This window comes from Segnochrobactrum spirostomi (assembly GCF_009600605.1).
Classification (GTDB): Bacteria; Pseudomonadota; Alphaproteobacteria; order Rhizobiales; family Segnochrobactraceae; genus Segnochrobactrum; species Segnochrobactrum spirostomi.
The window spans coordinates 75558-100279 of the sequence record NZ_VWNA01000001.1; the positions used below are offsets into that span (position 1 = coordinate 75558).

Genomic DNA, 24722 nt, shown 5'->3' on the forward strand with positions numbered 1-24722 from the left:
GGGCCCCCACCTTATCAGATCATGATTCGATTCGCCCGCCCGCATCGCGGCCGGACACACACATGCAATCAAGGAAGAGGCCGCCGGATCGGCGGCCTCTGGAACAACGGACGATTTCGAGCGGTGCGCCGGACGGCGTGGCTCGAACGGAGCGAAGCTCCGCTTACTGGGAGTTCGGAACCTGCGGTCCCGAGGGTGCCGCCGGCGTGTTCGCGGCGCCGCCGGTGGTCGCGGGTGCCGAGGTCCCGGCCGGAGCCTGCGCGCCACCGGACGTCGGAGCCGCGGGCTCGCCCTGCGCCTTCTTGAGCGCATCGAGCAGGCCCGTACCGCTGCCGCGGGTGTCGTTCGGGATCGCCGTGCCGGTGCCACCGCCGAGCCGGTCGAGCAGCGAGCCCGTCGGATTGCCGTGGTGGGCGAGGAGCGTCAGCACCATCGAGGTGATGAAGAAAAGCGTGGCGAGCACCGCGGTGGTGCGGGTCAGGAGGTTCGCGCTGCCGCGGCTCGTGAAGAAGCCGCCGCCACCGCCACCGCCGATGCCGAGCGCACCGCCCTCGGAGCGCTGCAGCAGCACCACGGCGACGAGCGCCAGCACGATCATGAGATGAATGACGAGAAGAACCGTAACCATAAGGGCCGTGCTGCCGATGTCGGGATCGTCCGTGAACGCGCCCCGGTCATTCGGTCGCAATGTTCGGACTTTGATTTCGGCGGCTTCTTACACGATCGACGCGGCGCTTTCCACCCTTGCCGCACGCCATGCGGCATACAGGTCGGTGGGCCGCTTCGAGGCCGGCGGAAAAAGGCCGCGGAGCCGCCAGCCGTCCTTAGATAAGATGGCGAGGCGCCGCCGGAAGCCCCATGCTTGACAAACGGGCCGCCCCATTGCTCAAACGCCCCGCGCGCGCCGTCGCGCCGCACATCTGACCCAAGGTTTTCGCCCATGCATCCCTATCGTTCCCATACCTGCGGAGAGCTCGTAGAGGGCGACGTCGGCCAGTCCGTGCGTCTGTCGGGCTGGGTGCATCGCGTGCGCGATCACGGCGGCCTGCTGTTCATCGACCTTCGCGACCATTACGGCATCACCCAGTGCGTCTGCGACCCCGATTCCCCGGCCTTCAAGCTCATTGAGACCGTGCGGGCGGAATGGGTGATCCGGGTCGACGGGCTGGTGAAGGCGCGCACCCCCGAGACCGTCAACGAGAAGCTGCCGACCGGCCGCATCGAGGTGTTCGTCCGTGAGGCGGAGGTGCTCTCGACCGCCCGCGAACTGCCGCTGCCGGTGTTCGGCGAGCCCGAATATCCCGAGGACGTGCGCCTCAAGTACCGCTTCCTCGACCTGCGCCGCGACCGTCTGCACCGCAACATCGTCAAGCGGTCGCAGATCATCTCGAGCCTGCGCCGCCGCATGGTCGAGAACGGCTTCACCGAGTTCCAGACGCCGATCCTGACCGCGTCGAGCCCCGAGGGCGCGCGCGACTTCCTGGTGCCGGCGCGGCTGCATCCGGGCAAGTTCTACGCGCTGCCCCAGGCGCCGCAGCAGTTCAAGCAGCTCCTCATGATCGCGGGCTTCGATCGCTATTTCCAGATCGCGCCGTGCTTCCGCGACGAGGACGCCCGCGCCGACCGCTCGCCCGGCGAGTTTTATCAGCTCGATATCGAGATGAGCTTCGTCGAGCAGGAGGACGTGTTCCAGACCGTCGAGCCGGTGCTCAAGGGGATTTTCGAGGAGTTCGGCGGTGGCCGCCGCGTCACCCAGACCTTCCCGCGCATTCCCTATTCGGTGTCGATGCGTAAATACGGCTCCGACAAGCCGGATCTGCGCAACCCGATCGAGATGCAGGCGGTCACCGAGCATTTCGCCGGCTCCGGCTTCAAGGTGTTCGCCAACCAGATCGCGTCCGATCCGAAGGTCGAGGTGTGGGCGATCCCGGCCAAGACCGGCGGCAGCCGCGCCTTCTGCGACCGCATGAACGCGTGGGCCCAGGGCGAGGGCCAGCCGGGCCTCGGCTACATCTTCTGGCGCGAGGGCGAGGAGGGCGGTGCCGGCCCGATCGCCAAGAACATCGGCGCCGAGCGCACCGAGGCGATCCGCGCCCAACTCGGGCTCGAGACGGGCGACGCCGTGTTCTTCGTCTGCGGCCGGCCGGACAAGTTCACCGCCTTCGCCGGTCAGGCGCGCAACCGCGCCGGCCGCGAGCTCGGCCTCGTCGACGAGGACCAGTTCGCGTTCTGCTGGATCGTCGATTTCCCGATGTTCGAGTGGAACGAGGAGGAGAAGAAGGTCGACTTCTCCCACAACCCGTTCTCGATGCCCCAGGGCGGTCTCGAGGCGCTCGAGAGCAAGGACCCGCTCGAGATCCTCGCCTATCAGTACGACATCGTCTGCAACGGCATCGAGCTCTCCTCGGGGGCGATCCGCAACCACAAGCCCGAGATCATGCGCCGGGCGTTCGCGATCGCCGGCTATCCGGAGGAGGAGCTGGAGCGGCGGTTCGGCGGCATGCTGCGCGCCCTCGAATATGGCGCGCCGCCCCACGGTGGCATCGCGCCGGGCGTCGATCGCATCGTGATGCTGCTGTGCGGCGAGGAGAACCTGCGCGAGGTCGTGCTGTTCCCGATGAACCAGCGCGCCGAAGACCTGCTCATGGGCGCGCCCTCGGACGTCACGACGAAGCAACTCCGCGAGCTTCACATCCGTCTCAACCTGCCGAGCTGATCCGGCGGGCCTGGAAATGCGAACGGCGCGGCGATCCAATCGCCGCGCCGTTTTCTTTTGCCCCCCAAAGTCGGCGGTCGGCCGACCCCGCGATCAGCTCTGCTTGGTGCACTGATCCTGGATGATCTCGCCGCCGCTGCCGTTGGTGCTGCCGTTCGCGGCATCAAGCCAGACGTGGCAGGCGTGGCGGGTCTTGAAGCAGGCCGCGATGCTCTTGCCGGGCGAATCGGAATCGCCCTTCACCGAGTAGCGCGCTTCCCAGATGTTCTCCGTCTTGCCGCAGGATTCCTCGTCGCGGACGGTCTCCACGTACGGGCTCTTGGTGGCGTTGAGTGCGGCTTCCTGCGGGCTCTGCATGCAGCCCGCGAGGCCCAGGGCGAACGCCAGCGACGCGGCGGCGACGGCGAGTTTGCGGTGCGAACGAACGATCATTGTCTTGATATCCCGGCCGAAACGGGTCGGCCATCCCCGCGGCGGCCCCCATGACCAGCCCCGATCGACACCTTAGCGCGCTATTTCCCGTTGCCAATCGCGAAGCGTAGACGGGCCGGCGCAACACCTTGGCGTGCGCGTCGGGCTGGTTCTTTCGAGAAGCCGGCGTCAGCGTTTGATGGGCGTGCAGCTCGCTTCGATGATCTCGTCTCCGCCGTCCGCGGCCGCCGCGAGCCAGGTCTGGCAATCAGACTGTTTCTTGAAGCAGGCATTCTCGGACTTCGCTGCGGCATCGCGACCGCCCTTGGCCACGTAGCGACCCGTCCACGTCTTGTCGGTCTCGGTGCAGGAATATTGGTCGCGCAGGGTCTCGTGCTTCGGGCTCTTGACGTCGTTCGGCCCCGTCATCGAGCTCTGGCAGCCCGCGAGCGCGAAGGTGGCGAGCATCAAGCCATGTGCGAGGCCGCGCAGGCGCATGTGTTCAGTCGTCATTTCGAAAGGCCCCCTTGGACGCGCGTCGAAGGCGCGCTGATACCACCGGACTCCTATTAGCAGATTGCGACGGTCCTATTCGTCAGCGAGCGGACGCGGTCGCCAACATAGTCCCCATCTTCCGCACTGCGCCGCGCGCGGAAATTGTCTCCGGCCTCGGCCGGCAATCGGCAGTGAATCGGTCGGCGCGGCCCACCCGCGGATCGTCCCTGCGAGGACCGAATCTCGTGGACCCCGGATCGCCCGCCGCTTATCGTCGCGGTCCGACAAAGATCGGGCTGGGGCAGGACCGACCGGCGCACAGCCGGCCGGGGAGGGACGACGCGTGGGTGAGAAGGCAAGGGCCGGCCGAGATGTCGGTTTTCCGTTCGAGATCGCATTCCAGCCGATCGTCGATGTCCTTGACCGGACCATCTGGGCCTACGAGGCGCTGGCGCGCGGGGGGCAGGGCGAATCGGCCCATTGGGTGCTCGCCCACGTCAACGATGAGAACGGCCGCGCCTTCGACGAAGGTTCGATTGCGCGGGCGATGCAGCGCGCGATGGCCGAGGACCTCGGCGGACGGCTGCACGTGAACATCCGTCCATCCGCGATCGAGCATGCCGTGGTGAGCGTCGATACGATCATCGAGGCGGCGTCGGGCCTCGGCTTCGAGCCGAGCCGTCTGACGCTGGAATTGACGGAGGGCGAGCGGCCGCTGGAGCGTTCGTCGCTCGCCGCTCTGGCCGTGGCCTGCCGTCCTCACGGCATCAGGACCGCGCTCGACGATCTCGGCGCCGGCCACGGCGATCTCAATCTGCTCGCGGATTTCCAGCCGGATTACGTCAAGATCGGCCGCTATCTCGTCGCGGACATCGACAGCGACCGGGCGCGGCGGGCCATCGTCTCCGGCCTTCTCGCGATGTGCCGGACTTTGGGGATCGAACCGATCGGCGAAGGGGTCGAGCGCCCGGAGGAGCTCAAGGTGCTCCGCGATCTCGGCGTCTCGAAGGTGCAGGGCTTCCTGTTCGCCTATCCCGAAATCGACCGCGCCGAGTTCGACGAGGTCGTGTTTCCGACGATCTGACGACGTCGGAGCCTCGTCCGGCCGATCCATGCGCGTTCGTTGGCGACCCCGGCAGGGCTCGAACCTGCGACCTGCCGCTTAGAAGGCGGCTGCTCTATCCAGCTGAGCTACGGGGCCGGTTGCCGGCCAGGTCGCCACCCGGGCGGCGGACCTCAATGGGTCCAGGGAACGACCCGGTCGGAGCGGAAATTGTCCGAGTAGGAGACCCGCTTCGGCGTCGCCGCATGGGGCTCGAACACCTCGTAGGCGATGCCGTGGCGCTCGGCATAGGCGACCGCCTCGTCAAGCGAGGGGAAATAGAGGCGGATCTGGCCATTCATGTCCGCCGTCGACGTCCAGCCCATCAAGGGCTCGACGGTGCGCGGCTCGGACGGCTCGAAATCGAGCACCCAGCGATGGGTCTTCGCTTGGCCCGATTGCATGGCCGTGCGCGCGGGCTTGTAGATGCGGGCGACCATGGTCCGAACTCCTCCGTGTCTCGAGCCCCGCGGGCCCGGAATGGCTGTCGTCTTTGGTCGGGGCAGCAAGATTCGAACTTGCGACTTCCGGCTCCCAAAGCCGGCGCTCTACCAGGCTGAGCTATACCCCGTTCCGGCACCGTCTCCCGGCGACAGCAGGCCTCCGGTCAACGATACAACGGTGTCGATACACGCTCGCGCGAGGCGCGGCAAGAACGCGAAAGAAGGACGCGACGGGAGAACGTGGCCCCGTTTGCCTGCGCTCCGGCGCGGACCTTCCGAGGGTTCTTGTCGGTCCGGGCGTTGCGCGCCTATAGAACGCTCGTCCAGCGCGCCAGCCGCCCCGTCGCGGCAGATCGAGAAGGAACCGCCGATGATCGTCGTCGATTGGGGCACGAGCAGCTTCCGCGCCTACCGGCTCGCCGACGACGGCCGCATTCTCGACCGGCGCAGCGCGCCGCGCGGGATCCTGACGATTGAAGCCGGCGGCTTTCCGACGGCGCTCGATGCCGAAATCGGCGGCTGGCTCGGCGACGAGCCCGGCGACGTCGTGCTCGGCGGCATGATCGGCAGCCGGCAGGGCTGGCTCGAGGCGCCCTATGTGGAGTGCCCCGCCGATCTCGACTCCATCACGGCTTCTGCCGCCTCGGTCGCCTGGGGCGACCGGCGGGTCTTCATTGCGCCGGGCGTGGTCGCCCGCGACGCCAACGGCGTGCCTGACGTGATGCGCGGCGAGGAGGTTCAGATCCTCGGCATGGCCGAGGCGCTCGACGGGGAGGGGGCGACGGTCTGCCTGCCCGGCACCCATTCGAAATGGGTCCGCGTGGAGCGTGGGCGGATCACCGGCTTTCGCACCTTCATGACCGGCGAGAGCTACGCGCTCTACCGTCGCCATTCGATCCTCGGCCGCTTGATGCCCGCCGAGGACGGGCCGCACGACGAGCCGGCCTTCCTCGAAGGCGTGCGCCGGTGCGGCGAAGCCGGCGGGCTCCTGCACCATCTGTTCGGTGTGCGCTCCCGCGGCCTGTTCGGGGACCTGAAGCCCGAGGCACTCTCATCCTATCTTTCGGGCCTTCTGATCGGCCACGAAATCCGCGAGGCAATCGCGGCGGCTGGGGCTGGGGTGATTCATCTCATCGCCGAAGCCGCCCTTGCCGAGCGCTACCGGAGCGCGCTCGCGGCGTTTGGCCGTGAAAGCCGCCTCCATCCTTCGGAGGTCTCGGCCCGCGGCCTTTTCTGCATCGGGCGCCGGATCGGCCGAGGCTGATTTCCGCATTTCATCAACAGCCCAACGTTGCGCCGTCATCGCAACGTCATGGAGATCGCGTCTTTTCGCAAGTGCACGGGTGTGCATTCCGTGCGCCATGCGGCGCGTCGGCTGTCGATGCCGGGGACCGGTGTCCGTGTAGCGGAACAGAGTGATGGCGTCATATTTGTCATAATTGTCACCTCGCCGAGTAACGACTTCACTTGACTATCTATCTCGCTCGAAGTCGCGTCGCGGTGTGTCGATGAATTTTACGTTATATCGCTCTTTTCGATCAAAAAGCTCTGTATGACGCAAGTCATGGCAGTTCTCCATTTCCGACAATGGCGGATATAGAAAAGCGCTTAGTCGGGCGAGTGCTTGACATAGACTTGTAATGTAGTCGTGCTAATCGCGGCTCGCGCACTTTGCGCTGTTGAGGCGCCGCGAGCCTTCCATCAGGTTTGTCGCGGGACAACGAGGACATTGAAATGAAAGCCGCTTGGGCAGGGATTGGTTCGGTTTCGGCGTTGGCTTTGGTGGCGTCGGCGGGGCTGGCGTTCGCCCAGTCCGACGATCTCGTCGCCGCCGCGAAGAAGGAAGGCCAGCTCACCGTGATCGCGCTGCCGCACGATTGGTGCGGCTACGGCACGGTGATTGACGGCTTCAAGCAGAAGTACGGTCTCACCGTGAACGAGCTCAATCCGGACGCCGGCTCGGGCGACGAGATCGAGGCGATCAAGGCGAACAAGGGCAACACCGGCCCGCAGGCCCCGGACGTGATCGACGTCGGCCTGTCGTTCGGCCCGTCGGCCAAGGCGGACGGCCTGATCCAGCCCTACAAGGTCTCGACCTGGAGCGAGATCCCGGATTCGGCGAAGGACCCGGAAGGCTACTGGTACGGCGATTATTACGGCGTGCTGTCGTTCGAGGTGAACAAGGACATCGTCACCAAATCGCCCGAGGATTGGAGCGACCTGCTGAAGTCCGACTACGCGAACTCGGTTGCCCTCGCCGGTGATCCGCGCGCGTCCAACCAGGCGATCCAGGGCGTCTACGCCGCGGGTCTGTCGAAGGCCGGCGGCGACGCCGCCAAGGCCGCCGAAGAGGGCCTGAAGTACTTCGCCGAGCTGTCGAAGGCCGGCAACTTCGTCCCCGTCATCGGCAAGGCCGCCTCGCTCGCCCAGGGCGCCACCCCGATCATCATCCGCTGGGACTACAACGCGCTCGCCGATCGCGACACCCTGAAGGGCAACCCGAACGTCGACGTCGTGATCCCGAAGACGGGCGTCGTCGCCGGCGTCTACGTTCAGGCGATCTCGGCCTTCGCGCCGCACCCGAACGCCGCGAAGCTGTGGATGGAATATCTCTATTCCGACGAAGGTCAGCTCGGCTGGCTGAAGGGCTACTGCCACCCGATCCGCTTCAACGCGCTCGCCAAGGCCGGCAAGATCCCGCAGGATCTGCTCGCCAAGATGCCGCCGGCCGAGGCCTACGCCAAGGCCGTGTTCCCGACCCTCGAGGAGCAGAACTCCGCGAAGGCCGAGATCACCAAGAAGTGGGATAGCGTCGTCGGCGCCAACGTGAAGTAAGTCGATTTCGTGCCGCGCCGCTTCGGCGGCGCGGCACGGCTCGCTCCTGTCCGCTCCCCGGTTGCCGCCGGCTCCGCGCCGGCTCGGCCTCTAGATCGGTGCCCCCAATGGCGACGGAAACCGACGTTCAACCCATCGCCGTCGCACCGCGCTCGTGGTCGGCGTCGAAATCCTTCGCGTGGCTCGGCGTCACGCCATTCGTGCTGTTCTCGCTGCTGTTCCTCATCCTGCCGACGCTGCTCCTGATGGTCGGCGCGTTCCAGGATGCCGAGGGGCATTTCACGCTGCAGAACATCGCCGGGCTCGCCGATCCGACCATTCTCAGCGCCTACTGGATCAGCATCCAGGTGAGCACCGCCTCGGCGCTGCTTGGCGCCTTGATCGGCTTCTTCCTCGCCTATGCCGTCGTGCTCGGCGGCTTGCCGCACTGGCTGCGGCCGACGCTGATGACCTTCTCGGGCGTCGCCTCGAACTTCGCCGGCGTGCCGCTCGCCTTCGCCTTCCTCGCGACCCTCGGCCGGCTCGGCCTCGTCACCGTGCTGCTGCGCCAGTTCGTCGGCTTCAACATCTATTCGACCGGCTTCAACCTGCTGAGCTTCTGGGGCCTGGCGCTGACCTATCTCTATTTCCAGATCCCGCTGATGGTGCTCATCATCACCCCGGCCCTCGACGGCCTGAAGCGGGAATGGCGCGAGGCGTCGGCGATCCTCGGGGCGAGCGGATTCGCCTATTGGCGCTATGTGGCGCTGCCGGTGCTGTGGCCGAGCCTGCTCGGGACCACGCTGCTTCTGTTCGCGAATTCCTTCGGCGCCATCGCCACCGCCTACGCCCTGACCGGCTCCTCGCTCAACATCATCACGATCCTGCTTTATGCGCAGATCCGGGGTGACGTGCTTCACAACCAGAACCTCGGCTATGCGCTGGCGCTCGGCATGATCCTCATCACGGGGCTCTCGAACGCCGCCTATATCGTGCTGCGCTCCCGCAGCGAACGGTGGCTGCGATGAAACAGAGCAAGATCGGTGCGTGGATCGCCTTCGCGGTCGGGACGATCTATTTCCTCGTCCCGCTGATAGCGACCTTCGAGTTCTCCCTGCGCATGAAGCGCGGCGAGTACAGCTTCGAGGCCTACCGGGTCGTGCTGACCGACCCGAACTTCCAGGCGAGCTTCAGCTATTCGGCGGCGCTCGCGCTCGCGACCATCGTGGTCTCGACGCTGCTCGTGGTGCCGACGGCCTATTGGATCCGCCTCAAGCTGCCGAAGCTGCGGCCGTTCGTGGAATTCGTCACGCTGCTGCCGCTCGTCATCCCGGCGATCGTCATCGTGTTCGGCTATCTCCGGATGTACAATTCGTCGTCCTTCCTGCCGTTCACGAGCTCGGCGCGGGCAACCGACGTCCTGCTCACCTTCGGTTACGTCACGCTGGCGCTGCCTTATTTCTACCGGGCGGTCGATACCGGCCTCGGCGCGGTCGACGTCCGCACGCTGACCGAGGCGGCGGAAAGCCTGGGGGCGAGCTGGGGAACCATCCTCTTCAACGTGATCCTGCCGAACGTGCGCTCGGCCGTGCTGAGCGGCGCCTTCCTGACCTTCGCCATCGTGATCGGCGAATTCACCATGGCGAGCCTTCTCAACCGGCCGGCCTTCGGACCCTACCTCCAGCTCGTCGGCGCCAACCGCGCCTATGAGCCCTCGGCGCTCGCCATCATCGCCTTCTTCGTCACCTGGGCCTGCATGGGCCTGTTGCAGATCTTCGGGCAGGGCCGCCGCGGTTCCTCGCCTGCCACCCGCTGATTGCGTCGCGAGGGTCCGATGTCCTTTCTCGAGATTTCCAACCTCCGCAAGGCGTTCAACGCGAATTCCGGCGTCCAGCATTTCGACCTTGCCGCGACGCGCGGCGAGTTCGTCTCCTTCCTCGGCCCCTCCGGCTGCGGCAAGACGACGACGCTTCGTATGGTTGCCGGTTTCGAGACGCCGACCTCGGGCTCGATCCGCATCGACGGGCGGGACGTGACGCACCTGCGGCCGAACCAGCGCAATGTCGGCATGGTGTTCCAGTCCTACGCGCTGTTCCCGAACATGACGGTCGCGCAGAACGTGGCGTTCGGCCTCAAGGTCGCCAAGCGTCCGGCGGCGGAGATCGCCCAGCGCGTCGACGAGATGCTGAAGATCGTCAAGCTGCCGCACCTCGCCGACCGCTATCCCTACCAGCTCTCCGGCGGCCAGCAGCAGCGCGTGGCGCTCGCCCGCGCGCTCGCCATGAAGCCGCAAATCCTGCTCCTCGACGAGCCGCTTTCGGCGCTCGACGCCAAGATCCGCGTGTCCCTGCGCGAGGAGATCCGCTCGCTCCAGCGCAGCCTCGGCATCACGACGATCTACGTCACACACGACCAGGAAGAAGCCCTGTCGATGTCGGACCGCATCGTGATCATGAACGAGGGCCGCATCGAGCAGATCGGCACGCCGTTCGAGATCTACAACTTCCCGCGCACCCACTTCGTGGCATCGTTCGTCGGAACCCTCAACATGATGAAGGGTGAGGTCGTCGATCCGCAGAACGGCAAGCTCGTCGTCGACGGCCAGGAAGTGTTCACGACGCAGGGGCTCGACGGCGCCGTCGCCGGCGACACCCGCACCGTCGTGCTGCGGCCCGAGGCGGTGACCCTGAACGGGGCCCATAGCGAGGGCAACACGCTGTCTGGGACGATCGAGGAGGTCGCCTTCCTCGGCTCGGTGGTGCGCATCCGCGTCCGCCTGCGCGACAACGTGATCTCGCTCGACAGCTTCAATTCCTCGGCGGTCGCCCCGCCGGAGCGCGGCGCCGCGGCGACGGTCAGCTTCGCGCCGCGCGATCTTCAGGTCCTGCCGCACGACCGCGCCGCCTGAGCGACCCCGCGGCGCGCATCCCCGGTTTCGTCATCGCCCGGCACCGCCGGGCGATTTCGTTTCGAGGGCAACCGTCGGTGCGATGAACGGCCGGGATGCGCTCGCGGGGGCTCCCGCCGCCGCGCCCGATGTTCTATAGCCGGGGCTGCCGGCCCGCGCTGCCTGCGGCGCCGCGCAGAGGAGCATCCCCATGTCCGTGTTCTCCGCCACGCCCGGGCCGTTCTCCGGCTGGGCCAAAGCCTGCCCGCTCGTCGCGATCCTGCGCGGCCTGAAGCCGGACGAGGCGGCCCCCGTGGGCGAGGCCCTGCACGAGGCCGGATTCGTTCTGATCGAGGTGCCGCTCAACTCGCCAGAGCCGTTCGAGAGCATCGCCCGCATGGTCCGCCGGCTCGGCGATGCCGCGATCGTCGGCGCCGGCACCGTCCGCAGCGCCGCGCATGTCGATGCCGTGGCCGAGGCGGGCGGCCGGCTCATCGTCACGCCGCATTCGGACGAGACCGTCGTGCGCGCCGCGAAGGCGAGGGGGCTCTATGCCCTGCCGGGCTTCTACACCGCGACCGAAGCCTTCTCGATGATCGATGCCGGTGCCGACGGGCTCAAGCTGTTCCCGGCCGAGGCGAGCGGGCTCGCCGTTCTGAAGGCGCTGAAGGCGGTGCTGCCGCCCGACATGCCGGTGTTCCCGGTCGGCGGCGTCACGCCGGACAATCTCGCGCCCTATGTCGCGGCCGGGGCCGCCGGCTTCGGCCTCGGCTCGGCGCTGTACAAGCCTGGCGACGACGCCAAGGCGGTCGGCGCCAAGGCCCGGGCGTTCATCGAGGCGTGGAAGACGGTTCGCTCCGCCACCTGAGCCGATCACGGTCGTGATATCGATTCCGATATCACGATCCATCCAAAGCGCATTGGACGGTTATGGCTCCGACCGGCTAGACTTTCGCACCAACGACGAGGAGCCCGGCCTTTTCCGATGAGCGACACCGATAATAAGAACGCAAAATTCCGCAGCCAGCGGGGATGGTTCGGCCGACAGGATCGCGATGGCTTCGTGCACCGGAGCTGGATGAAGAATCAGGGCTGGCCGCACGATCTCTTCGACGGCCGCCCGATCATCGGCATCTGCAACACCTGGTCCGAGCTGACCCCCTGCAACGCCCATTTCCGCGAGCTCGCCGAGTTTGTGAAGCGCGGCGTCTGGGAGGCCGGCGGCTTCCCCCTCGAATTCCCGGTGATGTCGCTCGGCGAGACGCAGCTTCGCCCGACCGCGATGTTGTTCCGCAACCTCGCCTCGATGGACGTCGAGGAATCGATCCGCGGCAACCCGATCGACGGCGTCGTTCTGATGATGGGGTGCGACAAGACCACCCCGTCGCTCTTGATGGGCGCCGCCTCGTGCGATCTGCCGACGATCGGCCTCTCCGGCGGCCCGATGCTGCGCGGCATCTACAAGGGCCGCGAGATCGGCTCCGGCACCGGCGTCTGGCAGATGTCGGAAGCGGTGCGCGCCGGCACCATGAGCATGGAGGAATTCACCGACGCCGAAGCCAGCATGCACCGCTCCAAGGGGCATTGCATGACGATGGGCACGGCCTCGACGATGGCGAGCATGGTCGAAGCGCTCGGCATGAGCCTGCCGGGCAACGCCGCGATCCCGGCCGTCGACGCCCGCCGCGCCACGCTCGCCCAGCTCACCGGCCGCCGCATCGTGGAGATGGTGAAGCAGGACTTCCGCATCTCGCAGATCCTGAAGCGGGAGAATTTCGAGAACGCGGTGCGTGCCAACGCGGCGATCGGCGGTTCGACCAACGCCGTCATCCATCTGATGGCGATCGCCGGCCGCGTCGGCGTCGAACTCGACCTCGACGATTGGGACGCGCTCGGCTCACACGTGCCGTGCCTGGTCGATCTCCAGCCGTCGGGCCAGCACCTGATGGAGGACTTCTATTATGCCGGCGGCTTGCCGGCGGTTCTCCGCGAGCTCGGCGAGGCAGGCCTCCTCAACAACGATGCCTTGACCGCGAACGGCAAGTCGATGTGGGAGAACGTGAAGGCGGCGCCCTGCTGGAACCGTGAGGTGATCCACGCCTTCTCGGACCCGTTCAAGGACAAGGCCGGCATCGCCGTGCTCAAGGGCAACCTCGCCCCGAACGGCGCGGTCATCAAGCCGTCGGCGGCGAGCCCGCACCTCCTCCAGCACCGCGGCCGCGCGGTCGTCTTCGAGAGCATCGAGGAGTTCCACGCCACGATCGACCGCGAGGATCTCGACATCGACGAGACCTGCGTGATGGTGCTCAAGAATTGCGGCCCGAAGGGCTATCCGGGCATGGCCGAGGTTGGCAACATGCCGCTGCCGCCGAAGGTGCTGCGCAAGGGCATCACCGACATGGTGCGCATTTCCGACGCGCGCATGAGCGGCACCGCCTACGGCACCGTCGTCCTGCACACGTCGCCGGAAGCGGCGGTGGGTGGACCGCTCGCTCTCGTGAAGACGGGCGATTTCATCGTCCTCGACGTTCCGGCCCGCTCGATCCACCTCGAGGTCTCGGACGAGGAACTGGCGCGCCGCCGTGCCGAATGGGTGGCCCCGCCGGTGCCGGCCCGTGGCTACGTGAAGATGTATGTCGAGCACGTCATGCAGGCCCACGAGGGCGCCGACCTCGACTTCCTGGTCGGCTCCTCCGGTGCGCCGGTGCCGCGCGATTCACACTGACGCGGCGTTCAGAGATCGTCCGGCGCGCGTAGGCGCCGCCGGACGATCTGGAACATGGCTTCGGCGGCGGGCGGCAGCGTCCGCCGCGCGACGCGAACGAGACCGAATGGCTCGACCCTGATCCGCCCTTCCACCGGTAGGATGGCGACGCTGCCGCCTGCGACCAGCAAGGCCGCGACCGAGCGCGATACCGCCATGATCGCGCCGTTGCGCGCGATCATCGAAAGCCCGAGCAGCACCGAACCGGTATCGACGATGCGTTCCGGCGGCGCGATGCCGGCCTCGCGGAAATAGCCCTCGATCCGGCGGCGGAGCAGGGTGCCGCGCGCATTGAGCACCCACGATTGGCCGGCGAGCAGATCCGGTGTGATCCTGCCGCGGCCGAGGAGCGGATGATCGCGGCCGACGAGAAAGCACAATTCCTCCCCATGGCCCTCCTCATAGAGGAAGAGGCTCGAATCGACGTCCTCCGGAATGCGGGCGATGGCGAAATCGAGCCGGGCCTCGATCAGCCGGCGCACCAGCACGTCGCTCGTCTCGACGTCGACGCGGACGTGGAGCCGCGGATGGCGGCCCTGCATCTCCTCGATCGCCGCGCCGAGGATATCGATCGCCGGGGAGGTGACCGCACCGATTGCGACCGAGCCGCCTTCGCCGGCGATGAGGGCCGTCAATTCGTCCCCGGCGCGGTTCAGTTCCGAGAGCACGGTGCGGGCATGGCGCACCAGAACCTCGCCGTACCAGTTCGGCTCGACGCCGCGCGGCAGACGCTCGAACAGCGAGACGTCGGTCATCCGCTCGAGCTCGCCGAGGAGCTTCGAGGCGGCGGGCTGAGACATGTTGAGCGCTTCCGCCGCGCGGTGCAGGTTGCGGTGCTCGTCGAGCGCCATGAGGAGCTGGAGATGCCGGAGCTTCAGCCGGGCGCGGAGAAACCAGTCGGTGCCCAGCGGGCGGCTGCCGTGGCGGCGCGGCCCCCGTCCGTCATCCTCCCCGCTTGCGAGCGCCATGCTGTCTCTCCCGATCTTTGATATCGTTTTGTATATCACGAAAGCCGCATTCCGAATTGGACGGTTATGACGCGGGCCGCCTATGGTCTCGAACCAAAAAGATCGGGAGAGGACCAGGATGAGCACCGTCAGCGTCAGCGCGCCGCTTCGCCTTGCGCAGATCCGCACCCAGGGAGGGTGGCGGCGGGTGGTCGCGACCGGCGGCGACGGCGTCTCCTTCATCGTGCCCGGCGTGATCTCCGTGCAGGATCTCGCGGTCTCCGCCATCGGCGCCGGCCGCACGCTCACCGAGGAGGTGCATCTGCGCGCCGGGGCGGCCGAGCTCGAACACGTCGATCTGAAGGCGCTCGCCGCGGCGGGCGGCGTTCTCGCCCCGCTCGATCATCCCGATCCCGCCCACCTCTACGTGACCGGCACCGGGCTCACGCACCTCGGCAGCGCCGAGGGGCGGGACCAGATGCACCGCAAGCTCAAGGCGGCGGACGATCTCACCGATTCGATGAAGATGTTTCGCAAGGGCCTCGAAGGCGGCAAGCCGCCGGCGGGGGAGGTCGGGGTGCAGCCGGAATGGTTCTACAAGGGCGACGGCTCGATCATCGCCGCCCCCGGCGCGCCGCTCGAATCGCCGTCCTTCGCCCTCGACGGCGGTGAGGAGCCGGAGATCGTCGGCCTCTACATCATCGGCCCCGACGGCGCCCCGTGGCGCATCGGCTTCTCCCTCGGCAACGAATTCTCCGACCATGTGACGGAGCGCGAGAACTATCTCTATCTCGCCCATTCGAAGCTCCGGGTGTGCAGCTTCGGCCCGGAAATCCTGGTCGGCGCGCTGCCCGACGACATCCGCGGCACCTCGCGCATCCGCCGCGGTGGAACGACGCTCTGGGAGAAGCCGTTCCTGTCGGGCGAGGCCAATATGAGCCACGCCCTCGCGAACCTCGAGGCGCACCACTTCAAATACGGCCTGTTCCGCCGCCCCGGCGATCTCCACGTCCACTATTTCGGAACGGCGACGCTGAGCTTCTCGGACGGGGTGCGGACCGAGCCCGGCGACGTGTTCGAGATCGAGGCGGAACCTTTCGGCTTGCCCCTCGCCAATCCGCTCGCCATCGTGCCCGCGCCGTCCGTGTCGGTGCGCGTTCTCTGAAGCGCCCGGGCAGGATGGCCGGGAGAGGATAAGCGCCGCCACGGGCGGCGCGGCCGGGGATCGGTCCACCGGCGCTCAAGGAGACGAACGATGACGGCCCCTTATCGCAATTTCATCGCCGGCGAGTGGATCGAGGCTTCGGCCGCATCCGCGAACGTCAACCCCTCGAACGTCGCCGACATCATCGGCGACTACGCCCAGGGTGATGCGGCGGCCGTCGAGACCGCAGTCGCCGCCGCCAAAACGGCCTTTCCGGCGTGGTCGCGCAGCAACGTCTATACGCGCTACGAGATCCTGAAGAAGGTCTCCGACGAGATCTTCGCCCGCAAGGAAGAGCTCGGCCGCCTGCTGTCGCGCGAAGAGGGTAAGACGCTGCCGGAGGGCATCGGCGAGGTGACGCGGGCAGGCCAGATCTTCGCCTTCTTCGCCGGCGAATGCCTGCGTCAGGCGGGCGAGCTGGTCCCCTCGGTCCGTCCGGGCGTGCGGGTCGAAATCACCCGCGAGCCGGTCGGCGTGGTCGGCCTCATCACGCCGTGGAACTTCCCGATCGCCATTCCGGCCTGGAAGATCGCGCCGGCGCTCGCCTACGGCAACACCGTGGTGATGAAGCCGGCCGATCTGGTGCCGGGCAGTGCCTGGGCGCTCGCCGACATCCTCGCCCGGGCGGGCCTCCCGGCCGGCGCTTTCAATCTCGTCATGGGACGCGGCTCGACGGTCGGTCAGGCGCTGCTTGAGCACCCGGACGTCAATGCGATCTCGTTCACCGGATCGGTGGCGACCGGCCGCCACGTCGCGAAGACGGCGATCGGACATTTCGCCCGGCTCCAGCTCGAGATGGGCGGCAAGAACCCGTTCGTCGTGCTCGACGACGCCGATCTCGCCACCGCCGTCGAATGCTCGCTCAACGGCGCCTTCTTCTCGACCGGGCAGCGCTGCACGGCCTCGAGCCGGCTGATCGTCACCGAGGGCATTCACGACCGCTTCGTCGCGGCGCTGAAGGAGCGGCTCGCCGCCCTCGTGATCGACGATGCCCTGAAGCCCGGCACCCACATCGGCCCGGTGGTCGACCAGAAGCAGCTCGATCAGGATCTCGATTATATCCGCATCGGGCGGGACGAGGGCGCGACACTCGCCTTCGGCGGCGAGCGGCTGAACCGCGAGACCGAGGGCTTCTATCTCGCCCCCGCGCTCTTCACGGACGTCGCGCCGACCATGCGCATCGCGCGTGAGGAGATTTTCGGCCCCGTCGCCGCCGTCGTGCGGGTGCGCGATTACGACGAGGCGCTGGCGGTCGCGAACGACACCGAGTTCGGCCTCTCCGCCGGTATCGCCACGACGAGCCTCAAGCACGCCGCGCACTTCAAGCGCAATGCCGAGGCGGGCATGGTGATGGTCAATCTGGCGACCGCGGGCGTCGACTTCCATGTCCCGTTCGGCGGCCGCAAGGGTTCGTCCTACGGGCCGCGCGAGCAGGGCACCTATGCCCGCGAGTTCTACACGACGGTCAAGACCGCCTACGAACTGCCCTGAGGGCGCGCAACCACGGAGGCGCCGCCCAGCGGGCGGCGCCGTCCTCGTAAGACCGTCCGAGACAACCGTTCGGCCCACGCTCCGTCTGCGTCAGCCCGCGACGAAGCGGTAGTCGGTGATGTGCTCGTAGACATCCCCCGGCTGGAGCAGCGGGGAAGGGAAGCCCGGCTGGTTCGGGCTGTCGGGGAAGAGCTGCGTCTCCAGGCAGACGCCGGCGTGCGGGAAATAGATCGCACCGTCGAGGCCCGCCGGTTCAGCGCCTAGGCCACCGCCGTCATAAAGCTGGAGACCGGGTTCGGTGGTCCACACCTCGAGCACGAGACCGTCCCGCGGCGACCTCAGCGTCGCGGCGTGCTTCAGGCCCCGCTCCGAACGGTCGATGACGAAATTGAGGTCGTAGCGTGCCTCGTCGCCGATCGGGCGCGCGAGGCGAAAATCGTACGGCGTGCCGGCGACGGGGGCGATCTCGCCGGTCGGGATCAGGCCCGCATCGACCGGCGTATAATGCTGCGCGGCGACCTGGAGCGTGAGGTCGCGGATCGCGCGTCCCGGCTCCAGCGTGAAATAGGCGTGATTGCAGAGATTGCAGAGCGTCGGCGCGTCCGTGGTTGCGGTCAGTTCGACCCGGAGCGTGCCGGGATCGAGCAGACGGTAGACGCATGTCGCCTCGAGAGTGCCGGGGAAGCCTTGGTCGCCGTCCGGTGACGTCAAGGCGAGCGTGACGCTGTCCGGCTCCGCCGACACGAGCCGCCAGAGCTTGTGCGAGAACCCCTGCACACCGCCGTGCAGATGGTTTTCGCCCTCGTTGCGACTCACGGTGTATTCATGGCCGTCGATGTGGAAGCGGCCCTTGCCGATGCGGTTCGCATAGCGCCCGACCGTCGTGCCGACGAAACCGGGATTGTGCAGATAGGCGCCGACATCGGCGAAGCCGACGACCACGCGCCGCAGCGAGCCGTCGGCGAGCGGAACCTTCAGATCGCGCAGGATCGCACCGTAGGTCAGCACCTTCGCCTGCGCCCCGCCGGGAGCGGTGAGGGTGATCTCCTCGATCGGGTTTCCTTCGAAGGATCCCACAACCTGACGTGTCATCGCCGTCTCCCTTGCCGGTCCGTCGGCCGGCCCTCGATATCCATGGGTACGCCCGCCCGCGATCGACCCTTGGGCCCCTCATAAAGCGATCCCGCCGGCCTGTCATGCCGCACTGCAAACGCCTCGGTTGCAGGATGAGGCGATGTTCCAAGGCCCGGTCGGCGCGCCCGGAAAAGGGCCCATGACGGCGAACGAGAGGGGGCGCCGTGGATCTCGATGCCGCGCCGCGATGGGCTCGCCAGAGGCTGGCTCGCGCGTGGACTCGATGGGTTCCGTGTGAGCGAGGCATAGGCACGAGTGGCGCTTCGGCGTCCCGACGACACGGCGGGCGGCTCGGACGGGCCCTTTACAACTCATGGGCACCTCGCGCAAAATCTGCGCCGCCTGCCTCCGATGCGTCCGGTCGCATGCGGCCCGCCTCCGCACCGCATCCCGCGCGTCTTTAGCCTACCGTATCTCGCTTCATTCTACTCAGTTGCGTCTTCGGCGAGGGTCTTCGTCATGCGTCAGGATCAGTCTCCCACGATCGCTTTGAACAGCGAGCGGTACGATAAAATCTCCCGGATTTTCGCCTATCACTTCTCCGATTTCGTTCTGCGCTTCTGGCAAACCTATGTCGGCGTGGTCGGGAACGACCTCCAGAAGGTGATCATCTTCCACACCATCTCGTTGGCGACGGCACCGATCGTGGCGAACAACCCGGACGCGCTCGGGGAATTCGCGTCGTTGCGTCTTGCGTTGCCGGCGGAGATGCAGGTGCCGTGCAGCGCCCTGTCCGTGGCCGAGGCGACGGGACTGCCGCGCGAGACGACGCGGCGCAAAATCAAGGAGATGGTCGCGGACAAGCTGCTCCAGGAAGATCCGCGCGGCGGCTACCGGCTGGCGGCAGGCGTCCTGCAACGGCCGGAGATCGTCGCGATCTTCGAGCACAATGTGCGGTCGCTGGTGCGCTTCGCCAATGCGAGCGTCACCCTCGGCGCGCTGCAGATCGACGGTTGACGGACGCTTTCAGGCGAAGCGCTTGGCTCCCGCGACGAGCAGAACCACGACGGCGCTCGCGGCGAACATCGTCCAGGTGATCGCCTCGTGCAGGACGATGGCGGCAAGCAGCAAGCCGATGAACGGCTGGAGAAGCTGCAATTGGCCGACGGCGGCGATGCCGCCGAGCGCCAGGCCGCGATACCAGAACACGAAGCCGACGAGCATGCTGAAGATCGAGACATAGGCGAGGCCGAGCCATGCCGGGGCGCCGATCGCACTCCAGCTTTCCGGCCGCGCGAGCGCAGCGATCGCCGCCATCACGGGCAGGGCGAGGATGAGGGCCCAGGAAACGACCTGCCAGCCGCCGAGCCGCCGCGACAGCCGCGCCCCCTCGGCATAGCCGAGCCCGCACACCACGATCGCCCCGACCATCAGAAGATCGCCCGTGAGCGAACCGCCCGCGCCACCGCGCGACAACGCGAACGCGAGCACCGTCGCGGCGCCGAGGACGGAGAACACCCAGAACGCCGGCCGGGGGCGCTCTCCGCCCCGCACGACGCCGAAGATCGCGGTCGCGAGCGGCAGCAGCCCGATGAAGACGATCGAATGCGCCGCGGTGACGTGGCGAAGCGCGAGCGCCGTGAGCAGCGGAAAGCCGACCACCACGCCGAGGGCGACGACCGCGAGCGAGGCGAGGTCCGTCTTCGCCGGCCGCCGTTGATGCAGCGCGGCGAGGAAGCCCGCCGCCAGCAGCGCCGCGATCACGGCGCGCGCCGAGGTGAGAAAGACCGGCGAGAAATCCGCGACCGCGACCCGCGTCGCCGGCAGCGATCCGCTGAAGATGACGACGCCGACGAGGCCGCTGCCCCATCCCGCTGTGCTCCGTGTCATGGCCGCTCCCTTTCGCTGGTCTCGGGTTAAGGGGTGCGGTCCGGCGAGCGAAGAAACGCTTCGATACAATTCCAAGAAAGTGTATGGCTTCGTTAAGCGATACAGTTGGGGAGCGCCGGCATGACGGACGGGAACGGGCGGCCGGCGCGGCGCACCGACGCGGCCGTCGAGGCGATCCTGGCGCGCATCGCGAGCCGAGCGCTCGCGCCCGGAGACCGCCTTCCGTCGGTGCGCCGCTTCGCCGCCACCTTGAGCGTCTCGCCGTCGACGATCGTGGAGGCCTACGGCCGGCTCGAGGCGGAGGGGGTGATCCGCGCGCGGCGGGGCTCGGGCTTCTACGTCACCGGAAGCGAACCGCCGCCCTTGGCGCTCGCGGAGGCCGGTGGCGCGCGCGAGCGCGACGTCGATCCGTTCTGGGTCTCGCGTCAATCGCTCGATGCCGATCCGTCGGCCCTCAAGCCCGGATGTGGCTGGCTGCCCGCCGAATGGATGCCCAACGAGGCGATCCGCAAGGGCCTCAGGGCGCTCGGCCGCGCCGACGATGCGATCCTCTCCGATTATGGCGGCACGCGGGGATCCCCCGCTTTGCGCCGGCTCTTGCTCGCCCGGTTCGCCGACGAAGGCATCGCGGTCACCGCGGACCAGATCCTGCTCACCGGCTCCGGCACGCAGGCGATCGACCTGATCTGCCGGCTCATGCTGCGGCCGGGCGACTGCGTCGTCGTCGACGACCCCTGCTACTTCAATTTCCGCGCGCTCCTGCGCGCCCATCAGGTGCGCATCGTCGGGGTGCCGTTCACGCCGGCGGGGCCGGACCTCGCCGCCTTCGAGCGGCTGCTCGCCACCGAGAGCCCGCGCCTCTACGTCACCAATTCCGCGCTTCACAATCCGACCGGCGCCACCCTGACACCGCAGACGGCGCACCGGGTGGTGGCCGCCGCGGCGGCCCACGGCACCACGATCGTCGAGGACGACATCTTCGCCGATTTCGAACCGAGCCTGTCGCCGCGGCTCGCCATCCTCGACGGGCTCGATCGGGTCATCCGCATCGGCAGCTTCTCGAAGACGCTGTCGGCCTCGATCCGCTGCGGCTATATCGCCGCCCGCGCCGATTGGATCGAGCGGCTGATCGACCTCCAGATCGCCACCCAGTTCACCGGACCGAGCCCCGTCGCCGCCGAACTCGTCGCCGGCATCCTGGCGGGCGGCTTCTACCGCAGCCACCTCGCGGACCTGCGCCGCCGGCTCGCCCATGCCCGCGAGACGGCGGCGGATCGCCTCGCGAGCCTCGGCATCAAGCCCTGGCTGATGCCCAAGGGCGGCTTCTATCTCTGGTGCCGCCTGCCGAACGGCCGGGAGTCAGCCGCCCTCGCGCAGCGGGCGGTGAAGGACGGCGTGATCCTCGCGCCCGGCAACGTCTTCAGCGTCTCCCAATCGGCGGGCGCCTTCCTGCGCTTCAACGTCGCGCAGATGGCGGACGAGCGCGTCTTAACCGTGCTGCGCGACGCGCTCAAAGGCGGGTAGGGCGCGCCGCCCGCGAGCCGGCGACGAGCCCGCCCGATATCACCATCAGGCCGACGGAGACGAGGAAGGTGAGCCGCAGGCCGTGGGCGATCGCCGCCGGGCTCGCACGGGCGAAATCCGCCGTCCCGACCCCGACCGCGAAGACCGCGCCCATCGCGGACGCGCCCGCGATCAAACCGAGATTGCGCGACAGGGTGAGGAGGCCGGAGACGGTGCCGCGCCGCTCCGCGGCGACGGTCCCGAGCGCCGCCGTGTTGTTGGCGGCCTGGAACAGTTGATAGCCCGGCGTGAGAACCAGGATCGCGGCGAGATAGCCGGTGACGCCCAAGGCTTCCGGAAGGACCGCGAGGAGACCGGCGCCGACGCCGAGCAGAGCGAGGCCGAGACGCAGGACGGAAACGCTGCCCCACCGATCGACGAGCCGTCCCGCGGGAACGCCGGTGACGATCGAGACGATCGGGCCCGCCGTCATCACCAGACCGACCTGCGTCGCCGTCAAGGCGAGACCGAGGGCGAGGTAGAACGGCCCCACCACCAGCGTCGTCATCATCACGGCGGCGACCATGAGATTGACGGCGAGATTGGCCGCGAGAGCCCGGTCGAGCGTCCCCCGCGGGCGCGCCGCCCCGGCTTTGGCCGCAGACGATCCGGCGGGCAGTGTCGTCACGGCGAGCCCGAAGGCGAGGGCGGCGAGGGGAACCAGCACCGCGAACACGCCGCGCCATCCCGCGAGGGGGATCAGGAGCCCGCCGAGGGCCGGCCCCAGCGCCGTGCCGAGCGCGGAGACGGTGCCGAGGAGCCCCATCGCGCGTCCGACCTGCGCCGGGTCCGCCATCTGGCGCATCAGGGCCATCGCGAGCGTCATCATGAAGGCCGCGCCGATGCCCTGGAGGGCCCGCGCGGCGACGAGGAGCGAGAGGCTCGGCGCGAGCGCGCAGGCGAGCGACGCGAGCCCGAACACCGCGAGTCCGGCGACGAGCATCGGTTTCAGTCCGCGCGCATCGCCGAGCCGGCCGGCGACGAGGACGGCGATCGTCAGCGCCCCCAGATAGGCGACGACGACCGGCTGCACCGCGGCGAACGGGGCGGCGAAGGCAGCCGCGAGCGCCGGCAGCGCGATGTTGGCGATGCTGGTGCCGAGCGAGGCGAGCAGCATCGCGAGTGCGAGCGCGATCCCCGTCCACCGCGCCGCCGGCGCCCCACCGGGCCCTCGACCCGCTGCCCGACCGTGCGGCCCGGAGCCGTGCACCGCCGGCGTCGCCGCGCCCGAAATCGGCGCCGAACCGGGCGCCTCCACGTCCGTCGCATCCGACTGTTTCATCGTCGCCCTCTTGCTTGAAAACCGCATCGAAGGCAGGCTTGCCACTTCAAGCCGACTTGAGGTCAAGGATGAAATTTCTCGATATCGGAGAGGTCGCCGCGGCGAGCGGCCTGACGGCCTCGGCGCTGCGCCATTACGAGGCCGCGGGATTGATCTCCGCGGTCTCCCGCCATGGCCTCAGGCGGCAATTTCCGCCCGAGGTGCTGCTCCAGCTCAAGCTGATCGCGATGGGCAAGCAGGCCGGCTTTTCGCTCGCCGAGATCGCCGGCATGTTCGGCCGCGACGGCGTGCCCGACGTGCCGCGCGCGGCGCTTCACGCCCGGGCCGACGCAATCGACCGGCAGATCCGCGAGCTCACGGCCCTGCGCGACACGCTCCGTCACGTCGCCGAATGTCCCGCCCCGTCGCACCTCGAATGCCCGACCTTCCGCCGGCTGGTAGACGTCGCCGGCCGACGCGGTGGGCGACCCCGGAGCCGCCGGAGCAAGCCTGCCGCGGTGCGGGCCGGCGGTTGAACGTCCGGCGAGAACGCCCGGCCCGCCGTCTTCCGCGGACTGCTCCCGGACCCAGGGGCCGAGAACGCCGGGCGCGCCGCCCCTGGATCTCCGCCACGACGGCAGGGGCATCGCATTTGATCGACTTTGCCGATCATCCTCTCCCCGTGTGCGGGGAGAACGGCACGACCGCCCGGATCGCGCCATATGCGATCGGCGTGGCCACGAGGGCGGGGATGACGATGGCGGGAAGTCCGCCCGGATCGACGGATGCCAGAGGCGCGGAACCACCGAGCCGCCTTTGCTGTGCCTCCGCCGCGCCGCCCCCGCCTCAGGTCCGGGTGATGGAGACGCCGCCGTCGGCGCGCATCGCGGTGCCGGTGACGAAGCTCGCGGCGTCGGAGGCGAGGAAGAGGGCGGCGCGGGCGATCTCGCGGGGGTGCGCGAGCCGCTTCAAGGCGTGCAGGCCCTCGACAAAAGCGCGGCTCTCTTCGGTGTTCGCGACCGCGCGGCCCATCGGCGTATCGGTGCCACCCGGCAGCAGCGCGTTGGCGCGGATGTTGCGCGGCCCGTACTCGGCCGCGATGACCTGGGCGAGGCCGATCAGCCCGGCCTTGGCCGCGCCATAGGCCGCCATGCCGGGAAAGCCGATCGTGTGGCCGACGAAGGTCGCGGTGAAGACGAGCGCGCCGCCGCCGCGCGCGAGCATCGCCGGCACCTGATATTTCGCCCCGAGGAAACCGGCCGTCAGATTGGTCTCGACGACCTCCCGCCAATCGTCGAGCGCAAGGTCGGGCAGGGCGGCCGCCGGCCCGGTCGTCCCGGCATTGTTGAAGGCGACGTCGAGCCCGCCGAAGCGCTCCACCGCCATCTCGACCAGCCGCCGCGCCAGAGCCTCGTCGCGAACGTCCCCCGCGACCGCCACCGCCTCGCCACCCGCCGCCGCGATCTCGGCCACGAGCGCGTCGAGCGCTGCCTGCCGGCGCCCGGAGACCACCAGCCGCGCCCCTTCCGCCGCAAACAGCTTCGCCGCCTCGTAACCGATCCCCGAGCTCGCGCCGGTGATGATGGCGACCTTGTCGATCAAATGCTGCATCGAATTGTCCCGCATGTGTCCCTCGAACGACCGCCGGACGGCCCCGCGC

The 24722-nt window shown here is 68.3% G+C and carries 23 protein-coding genes and 2 tRNA genes; 14 read left to right on the forward strand and 11 right to left on the reverse strand.

Going from position 1 to position 24722, the window contains the following annotated elements; all coding sequences use genetic code 11:
* Positions 1 to 163: 163 nt before the first annotated feature.
* Complete coding sequence (secG, locus tag F0357_RS00390) at positions 164 to 628, reverse strand: preprotein translocase subunit SecG (RefSeq protein ID WP_153477512.1); 465 nt, start codon at positions 626 to 628, stop codon at positions 164 to 166.
* A 312-nt stretch (positions 629 to 940) separates the two neighbouring features.
* Here secG and aspS point away from each other — a divergent pair, with 312 nt between their 5' ends.
* Positions 941 to 2716, forward strand: coding sequence for an aspartate--tRNA ligase (gene aspS, locus F0357_RS00395; RefSeq protein WP_153477515.1), 1776 nt, complete (start codon positions 941 to 943; stop codon positions 2714 to 2716).
* Positions 2717 to 2809: 93 nt separating this feature from the next.
* Here aspS and F0357_RS00400 read toward each other — a convergent pair whose 3' ends face one another.
* Together F0357_RS00400 and F0357_RS00405 are read right to left on the reverse strand one after the other, a co-directional pair.
* The gene (locus F0357_RS00400) at positions 2810 to 3148 is read right to left on the reverse strand and encodes a hypothetical protein (protein ID WP_153477517.1); all 339 of its coding nucleotides are present in this window, start codon (positions 3146 to 3148) and stop codon (positions 2810 to 2812) included.
* A 168-nt stretch (positions 3149 to 3316) separates the two neighbouring features.
* Complete coding sequence (locus F0357_RS00405; protein WP_153477519.1) at positions 3317 to 3640, reverse strand: hypothetical protein; 324 nt, start codon at positions 3638 to 3640, stop codon at positions 3317 to 3319.
* Between the two features lie 325 nt (positions 3641 to 3965).
* On the opposite strand from F0357_RS00405, the gene F0357_RS00410 reads away from it, so the two are divergent.
* On the forward strand, positions 3966 to 4706 hold the full coding sequence (locus tag F0357_RS00410) for an EAL domain-containing protein (protein WP_208948144.1): 741 nt from the start codon (positions 3966 to 3968) through the stop codon (positions 4704 to 4706).
* 40 nt (positions 4707 to 4746) lie between these two features.
* On the opposite strand, the gene F0357_RS00415 is transcribed toward F0357_RS00410, so the two are convergent.
* The 3 genes from F0357_RS00415 to F0357_RS00425 all read right to left on the reverse strand — a co-directional run bounded on the left by F0357_RS00415 (position 4747) and on the right by F0357_RS00425 (position 5295).
* Positions 4747 to 4823 (reverse strand) — tRNA-Arg (locus tag F0357_RS00415).
* 35 nt (positions 4824 to 4858) lie between these two features.
* Positions 4859 to 5164, reverse strand: coding sequence for an ETC complex I subunit (locus F0357_RS00420; RefSeq protein ID WP_153477523.1), 306 nt, complete (start codon positions 5162 to 5164; stop codon positions 4859 to 4861).
* 54 nt (positions 5165 to 5218) lie between these two features.
* Positions 5219 to 5295, reverse strand: a tRNA-Pro gene (locus F0357_RS00425).
* A gap of 242 nt (positions 5296 to 5537) precedes the next feature.
* Between F0357_RS00425 and F0357_RS00430 the strand changes: the two genes are divergently transcribed.
* From F0357_RS00430 to F0357_RS00460, 7 genes are all read left to right on the forward strand, one after another.
* Complete coding sequence (locus tag F0357_RS00430; protein WP_153477525.1) at positions 5538 to 6431, forward strand: 2-dehydro-3-deoxygalactonokinase; 894 nt, start codon at positions 5538 to 5540, stop codon at positions 6429 to 6431.
* A gap of 470 nt (positions 6432 to 6901) precedes the next feature.
* Positions 6902 to 8002, forward strand: coding sequence for an ABC transporter substrate-binding protein (locus F0357_RS00435; protein ID WP_153477527.1), 1101 nt, complete (start codon positions 6902 to 6904; stop codon positions 8000 to 8002).
* A gap of 107 nt (positions 8003 to 8109) precedes the next feature.
* Entirely contained in the window at positions 8110 to 9009 is a 900-nt protein-coding gene (locus F0357_RS00440) for an ABC transporter permease (RefSeq protein WP_153477529.1), read from the forward strand.
* Entirely contained in the window at positions 9006 to 9797 is a 792-nt protein-coding gene (locus tag F0357_RS00445) for an ABC transporter permease (RefSeq protein ID WP_153477534.1), read from the forward strand. The genes F0357_RS00440 and F0357_RS00445 overlap by 4 nt, the downstream gene beginning before the upstream one ends.
* A gap of 18 nt (positions 9798 to 9815) precedes the next feature.
* Positions 9816 to 10889, forward strand: coding sequence for an ABC transporter ATP-binding protein (locus F0357_RS00450; RefSeq protein ID WP_153477538.1), 1074 nt, complete (start codon positions 9816 to 9818; stop codon positions 10887 to 10889).
* 190 nt (positions 10890 to 11079) lie between these two features.
* Positions 11080 to 11736 carry a 2-dehydro-3-deoxy-6-phosphogalactonate aldolase gene (locus tag F0357_RS00455; protein WP_153477542.1) on the forward strand — a complete coding sequence of 219 codons (657 nt, stop codon included), beginning with the start codon at positions 11080 to 11082 and terminating at the stop codon, positions 11734 to 11736.
* Positions 11737 to 11853: 117 nt separating this feature from the next.
* Positions 11854 to 13593, forward strand: a complete 1740-nt coding sequence (locus tag F0357_RS00460) for an IlvD/Edd family dehydratase (RefSeq protein ID WP_153477546.1) — start codon at positions 11854 to 11856, stop codon at positions 13591 to 13593.
* Positions 13594 to 13601: 8 nt separating this feature from the next.
* On the opposite strand, the gene F0357_RS00465 is transcribed toward F0357_RS00460, so the two are convergent.
* Positions 13602 to 14600, reverse strand: a complete 999-nt coding sequence (locus tag F0357_RS00465; protein WP_153477550.1) for a LysR family transcriptional regulator — start codon at positions 14598 to 14600, stop codon at positions 13602 to 13604.
* Between the two features lie 118 nt (positions 14601 to 14718).
* Here F0357_RS00465 and araD1 point away from each other — a divergent pair, with 118 nt between their 5' ends.
* The gene (gene araD1 / locus F0357_RS00470; RefSeq protein ID WP_153477552.1) at positions 14719 to 15744 is read left to right on the forward strand and encodes an AraD1 family protein; all 1026 of its coding nucleotides are present in this window, start codon (positions 14719 to 14721) and stop codon (positions 15742 to 15744) included.
* Positions 15745 to 15834: 90 nt separating this feature from the next.
* Entirely contained in the window at positions 15835 to 17274 is a 1440-nt protein-coding gene (locus tag F0357_RS00475; protein WP_153477554.1) for an aldehyde dehydrogenase family protein, read from the forward strand.
* A gap of 90 nt (positions 17275 to 17364) precedes the next feature.
* Here the strand turns inward: F0357_RS00475 and F0357_RS00480 are convergent, their stop codons facing one another.
* Complete coding sequence (locus F0357_RS00480; protein ID WP_153477557.1) at positions 17365 to 18366, reverse strand: aldose epimerase family protein; 1002 nt, start codon at positions 18364 to 18366, stop codon at positions 17365 to 17367.
* A gap of 297 nt (positions 18367 to 18663) precedes the next feature.
* Between F0357_RS00480 and F0357_RS00485 the strand changes: the two genes are divergently transcribed.
* The gene (locus F0357_RS00485; protein WP_153477560.1) at positions 18664 to 19365 is read left to right on the forward strand and encodes a helix-turn-helix domain-containing protein; all 702 of its coding nucleotides are present in this window, start codon (positions 18664 to 18666) and stop codon (positions 19363 to 19365) included.
* 9 nt (positions 19366 to 19374) lie between these two features.
* Here the strand turns inward: F0357_RS00485 and F0357_RS00490 are convergent, their stop codons facing one another.
* Positions 19375 to 20238, reverse strand: a complete 864-nt coding sequence (locus F0357_RS00490; protein WP_153477563.1) for a DMT family transporter — start codon at positions 20236 to 20238, stop codon at positions 19375 to 19377.
* Positions 20239 to 20358: 120 nt separating this feature from the next.
* Here F0357_RS00490 and F0357_RS00495 point away from each other — a divergent pair, with 120 nt between their 5' ends.
* Positions 20359 to 21762 carry an aminotransferase-like domain-containing protein gene (locus tag F0357_RS00495; RefSeq protein WP_153477567.1) on the forward strand — a complete coding sequence of 468 codons (1404 nt, stop codon included), beginning with the start codon at positions 20359 to 20361 and terminating at the stop codon, positions 21760 to 21762.
* Here F0357_RS00495 and F0357_RS00500 read toward each other — a convergent pair.
* Entirely contained in the window at positions 21749 to 22918 is a 1170-nt protein-coding gene (locus F0357_RS00500) for an MFS transporter (protein WP_246161511.1), read from the reverse strand. The two genes, F0357_RS00495 and F0357_RS00500, sit on opposite strands and share 14 nt — an antisense overlap.
* A gap of 233 nt (positions 22919 to 23151) precedes the next feature.
* Here F0357_RS00500 and F0357_RS00505 point away from each other — a divergent pair, with 233 nt between their 5' ends.
* Positions 23152 to 23598, forward strand: a complete 447-nt coding sequence (locus tag F0357_RS00505; protein ID WP_153477572.1) for a helix-turn-helix domain-containing protein — start codon at positions 23152 to 23154, stop codon at positions 23596 to 23598.
* A 310-nt stretch (positions 23599 to 23908) separates the two neighbouring features.
* Here F0357_RS00505 and F0357_RS00510 read toward each other — a convergent pair whose 3' ends face one another.
* Positions 23909 to 24673, reverse strand: coding sequence for an SDR family oxidoreductase (locus tag F0357_RS00510; protein WP_153485846.1), 765 nt, complete (start codon positions 24671 to 24673; stop codon positions 23909 to 23911).
* Positions 24674 to 24722 lie beyond the last annotated feature (49 nt).

Excerpts from the sequence above, each read along its gene's own strand:
- secG (WP_153477512.1), bottom strand. The coding sequence starts at position 628 with ATGGTTACGGTTCTTCTCGTCATTCATCTCATGATCGTGCTGGCGCTC.
- aspS (WP_153477515.1), top strand. The coding sequence starts at position 941 with ATGCATCCCTATCGTTCCCATACCTGCGGAGAGCTCGTAGAGGGCGAC.
- F0357_RS00400 (WP_153477517.1), bottom strand. The coding sequence starts at position 3,148 with ATGATCGTTCGTTCGCACCGCAAACTCGCCGTCGCCGCCGCGTCGCTG.
- F0357_RS00405 (WP_153477519.1), bottom strand. The coding sequence starts at position 3,640 with ATGACGACTGAACACATGCGCCTGCGCGGCCTCGCACATGGCTTGATG.
- F0357_RS00420 (WP_153477523.1), bottom strand. The coding sequence starts at position 5,164 with ATGGTCGCCCGCATCTACAAGCCCGCGCGCACGGCCATGCAATCGGGC.
- F0357_RS00430 (WP_153477525.1), top strand. The coding sequence starts at position 5,538 with ATGATCGTCGTCGATTGGGGCACGAGCAGCTTCCGCGCCTACCGGCTC.
- F0357_RS00435 (WP_153477527.1), top strand. The coding sequence starts at position 6,902 with ATGAAAGCCGCTTGGGCAGGGATTGGTTCGGTTTCGGCGTTGGCTTTG.
- F0357_RS00440 (WP_153477529.1), top strand. The coding sequence starts at position 8,110 with ATGGCGACGGAAACCGACGTTCAACCCATCGCCGTCGCACCGCGCTCG.
- F0357_RS00445 (WP_153477534.1), top strand. The coding sequence starts at position 9,006 with ATGAAACAGAGCAAGATCGGTGCGTGGATCGCCTTCGCGGTCGGGACG.
- F0357_RS00450 (WP_153477538.1), top strand. The coding sequence starts at position 9,816 with ATGTCCTTTCTCGAGATTTCCAACCTCCGCAAGGCGTTCAACGCGAAT.
- F0357_RS00455 (WP_153477542.1), top strand. The coding sequence starts at position 11,080 with ATGTCCGTGTTCTCCGCCACGCCCGGGCCGTTCTCCGGCTGGGCCAAA.
- F0357_RS00460 (WP_153477546.1), top strand. The coding sequence starts at position 11,854 with ATGAGCGACACCGATAATAAGAACGCAAAATTCCGCAGCCAGCGGGGA.
- F0357_RS00465 (WP_153477550.1), bottom strand. The coding sequence starts at position 14,600 with ATGGCGCTCGCAAGCGGGGAGGATGACGGACGGGGGCCGCGCCGCCAC.
- araD1 (WP_153477552.1), top strand. The coding sequence starts at position 14,719 with ATGAGCACCGTCAGCGTCAGCGCGCCGCTTCGCCTTGCGCAGATCCGC.
- F0357_RS00475 (WP_153477554.1), top strand. The coding sequence starts at position 15,835 with ATGACGGCCCCTTATCGCAATTTCATCGCCGGCGAGTGGATCGAGGCT.
- F0357_RS00480 (WP_153477557.1), bottom strand. The coding sequence starts at position 18,366 with ATGACACGTCAGGTTGTGGGATCCTTCGAAGGAAACCCGATCGAGGAG.
- F0357_RS00490 (WP_153477563.1), bottom strand. The coding sequence starts at position 20,238 with ATGACACGGAGCACAGCGGGATGGGGCAGCGGCCTCGTCGGCGTCGTC.
- F0357_RS00495 (WP_153477567.1), top strand. The coding sequence starts at position 20,359 with ATGACGGACGGGAACGGGCGGCCGGCGCGGCGCACCGACGCGGCCGTC.
- F0357_RS00500 (WP_246161511.1), bottom strand. The coding sequence starts at position 22,918 with ATGCTGCTCGCCTCGCTCGGCACCAGCATCGCCAACATCGCGCTGCCG.
- F0357_RS00505 (WP_153477572.1), top strand. The coding sequence starts at position 23,152 with ATGAAATTTCTCGATATCGGAGAGGTCGCCGCGGCGAGCGGCCTGACG.
- F0357_RS00510 (WP_153485846.1), bottom strand. The coding sequence starts at position 24,673 with ATGCAGCATTTGATCGACAAGGTCGCCATCATCACCGGCGCGAGCTCG.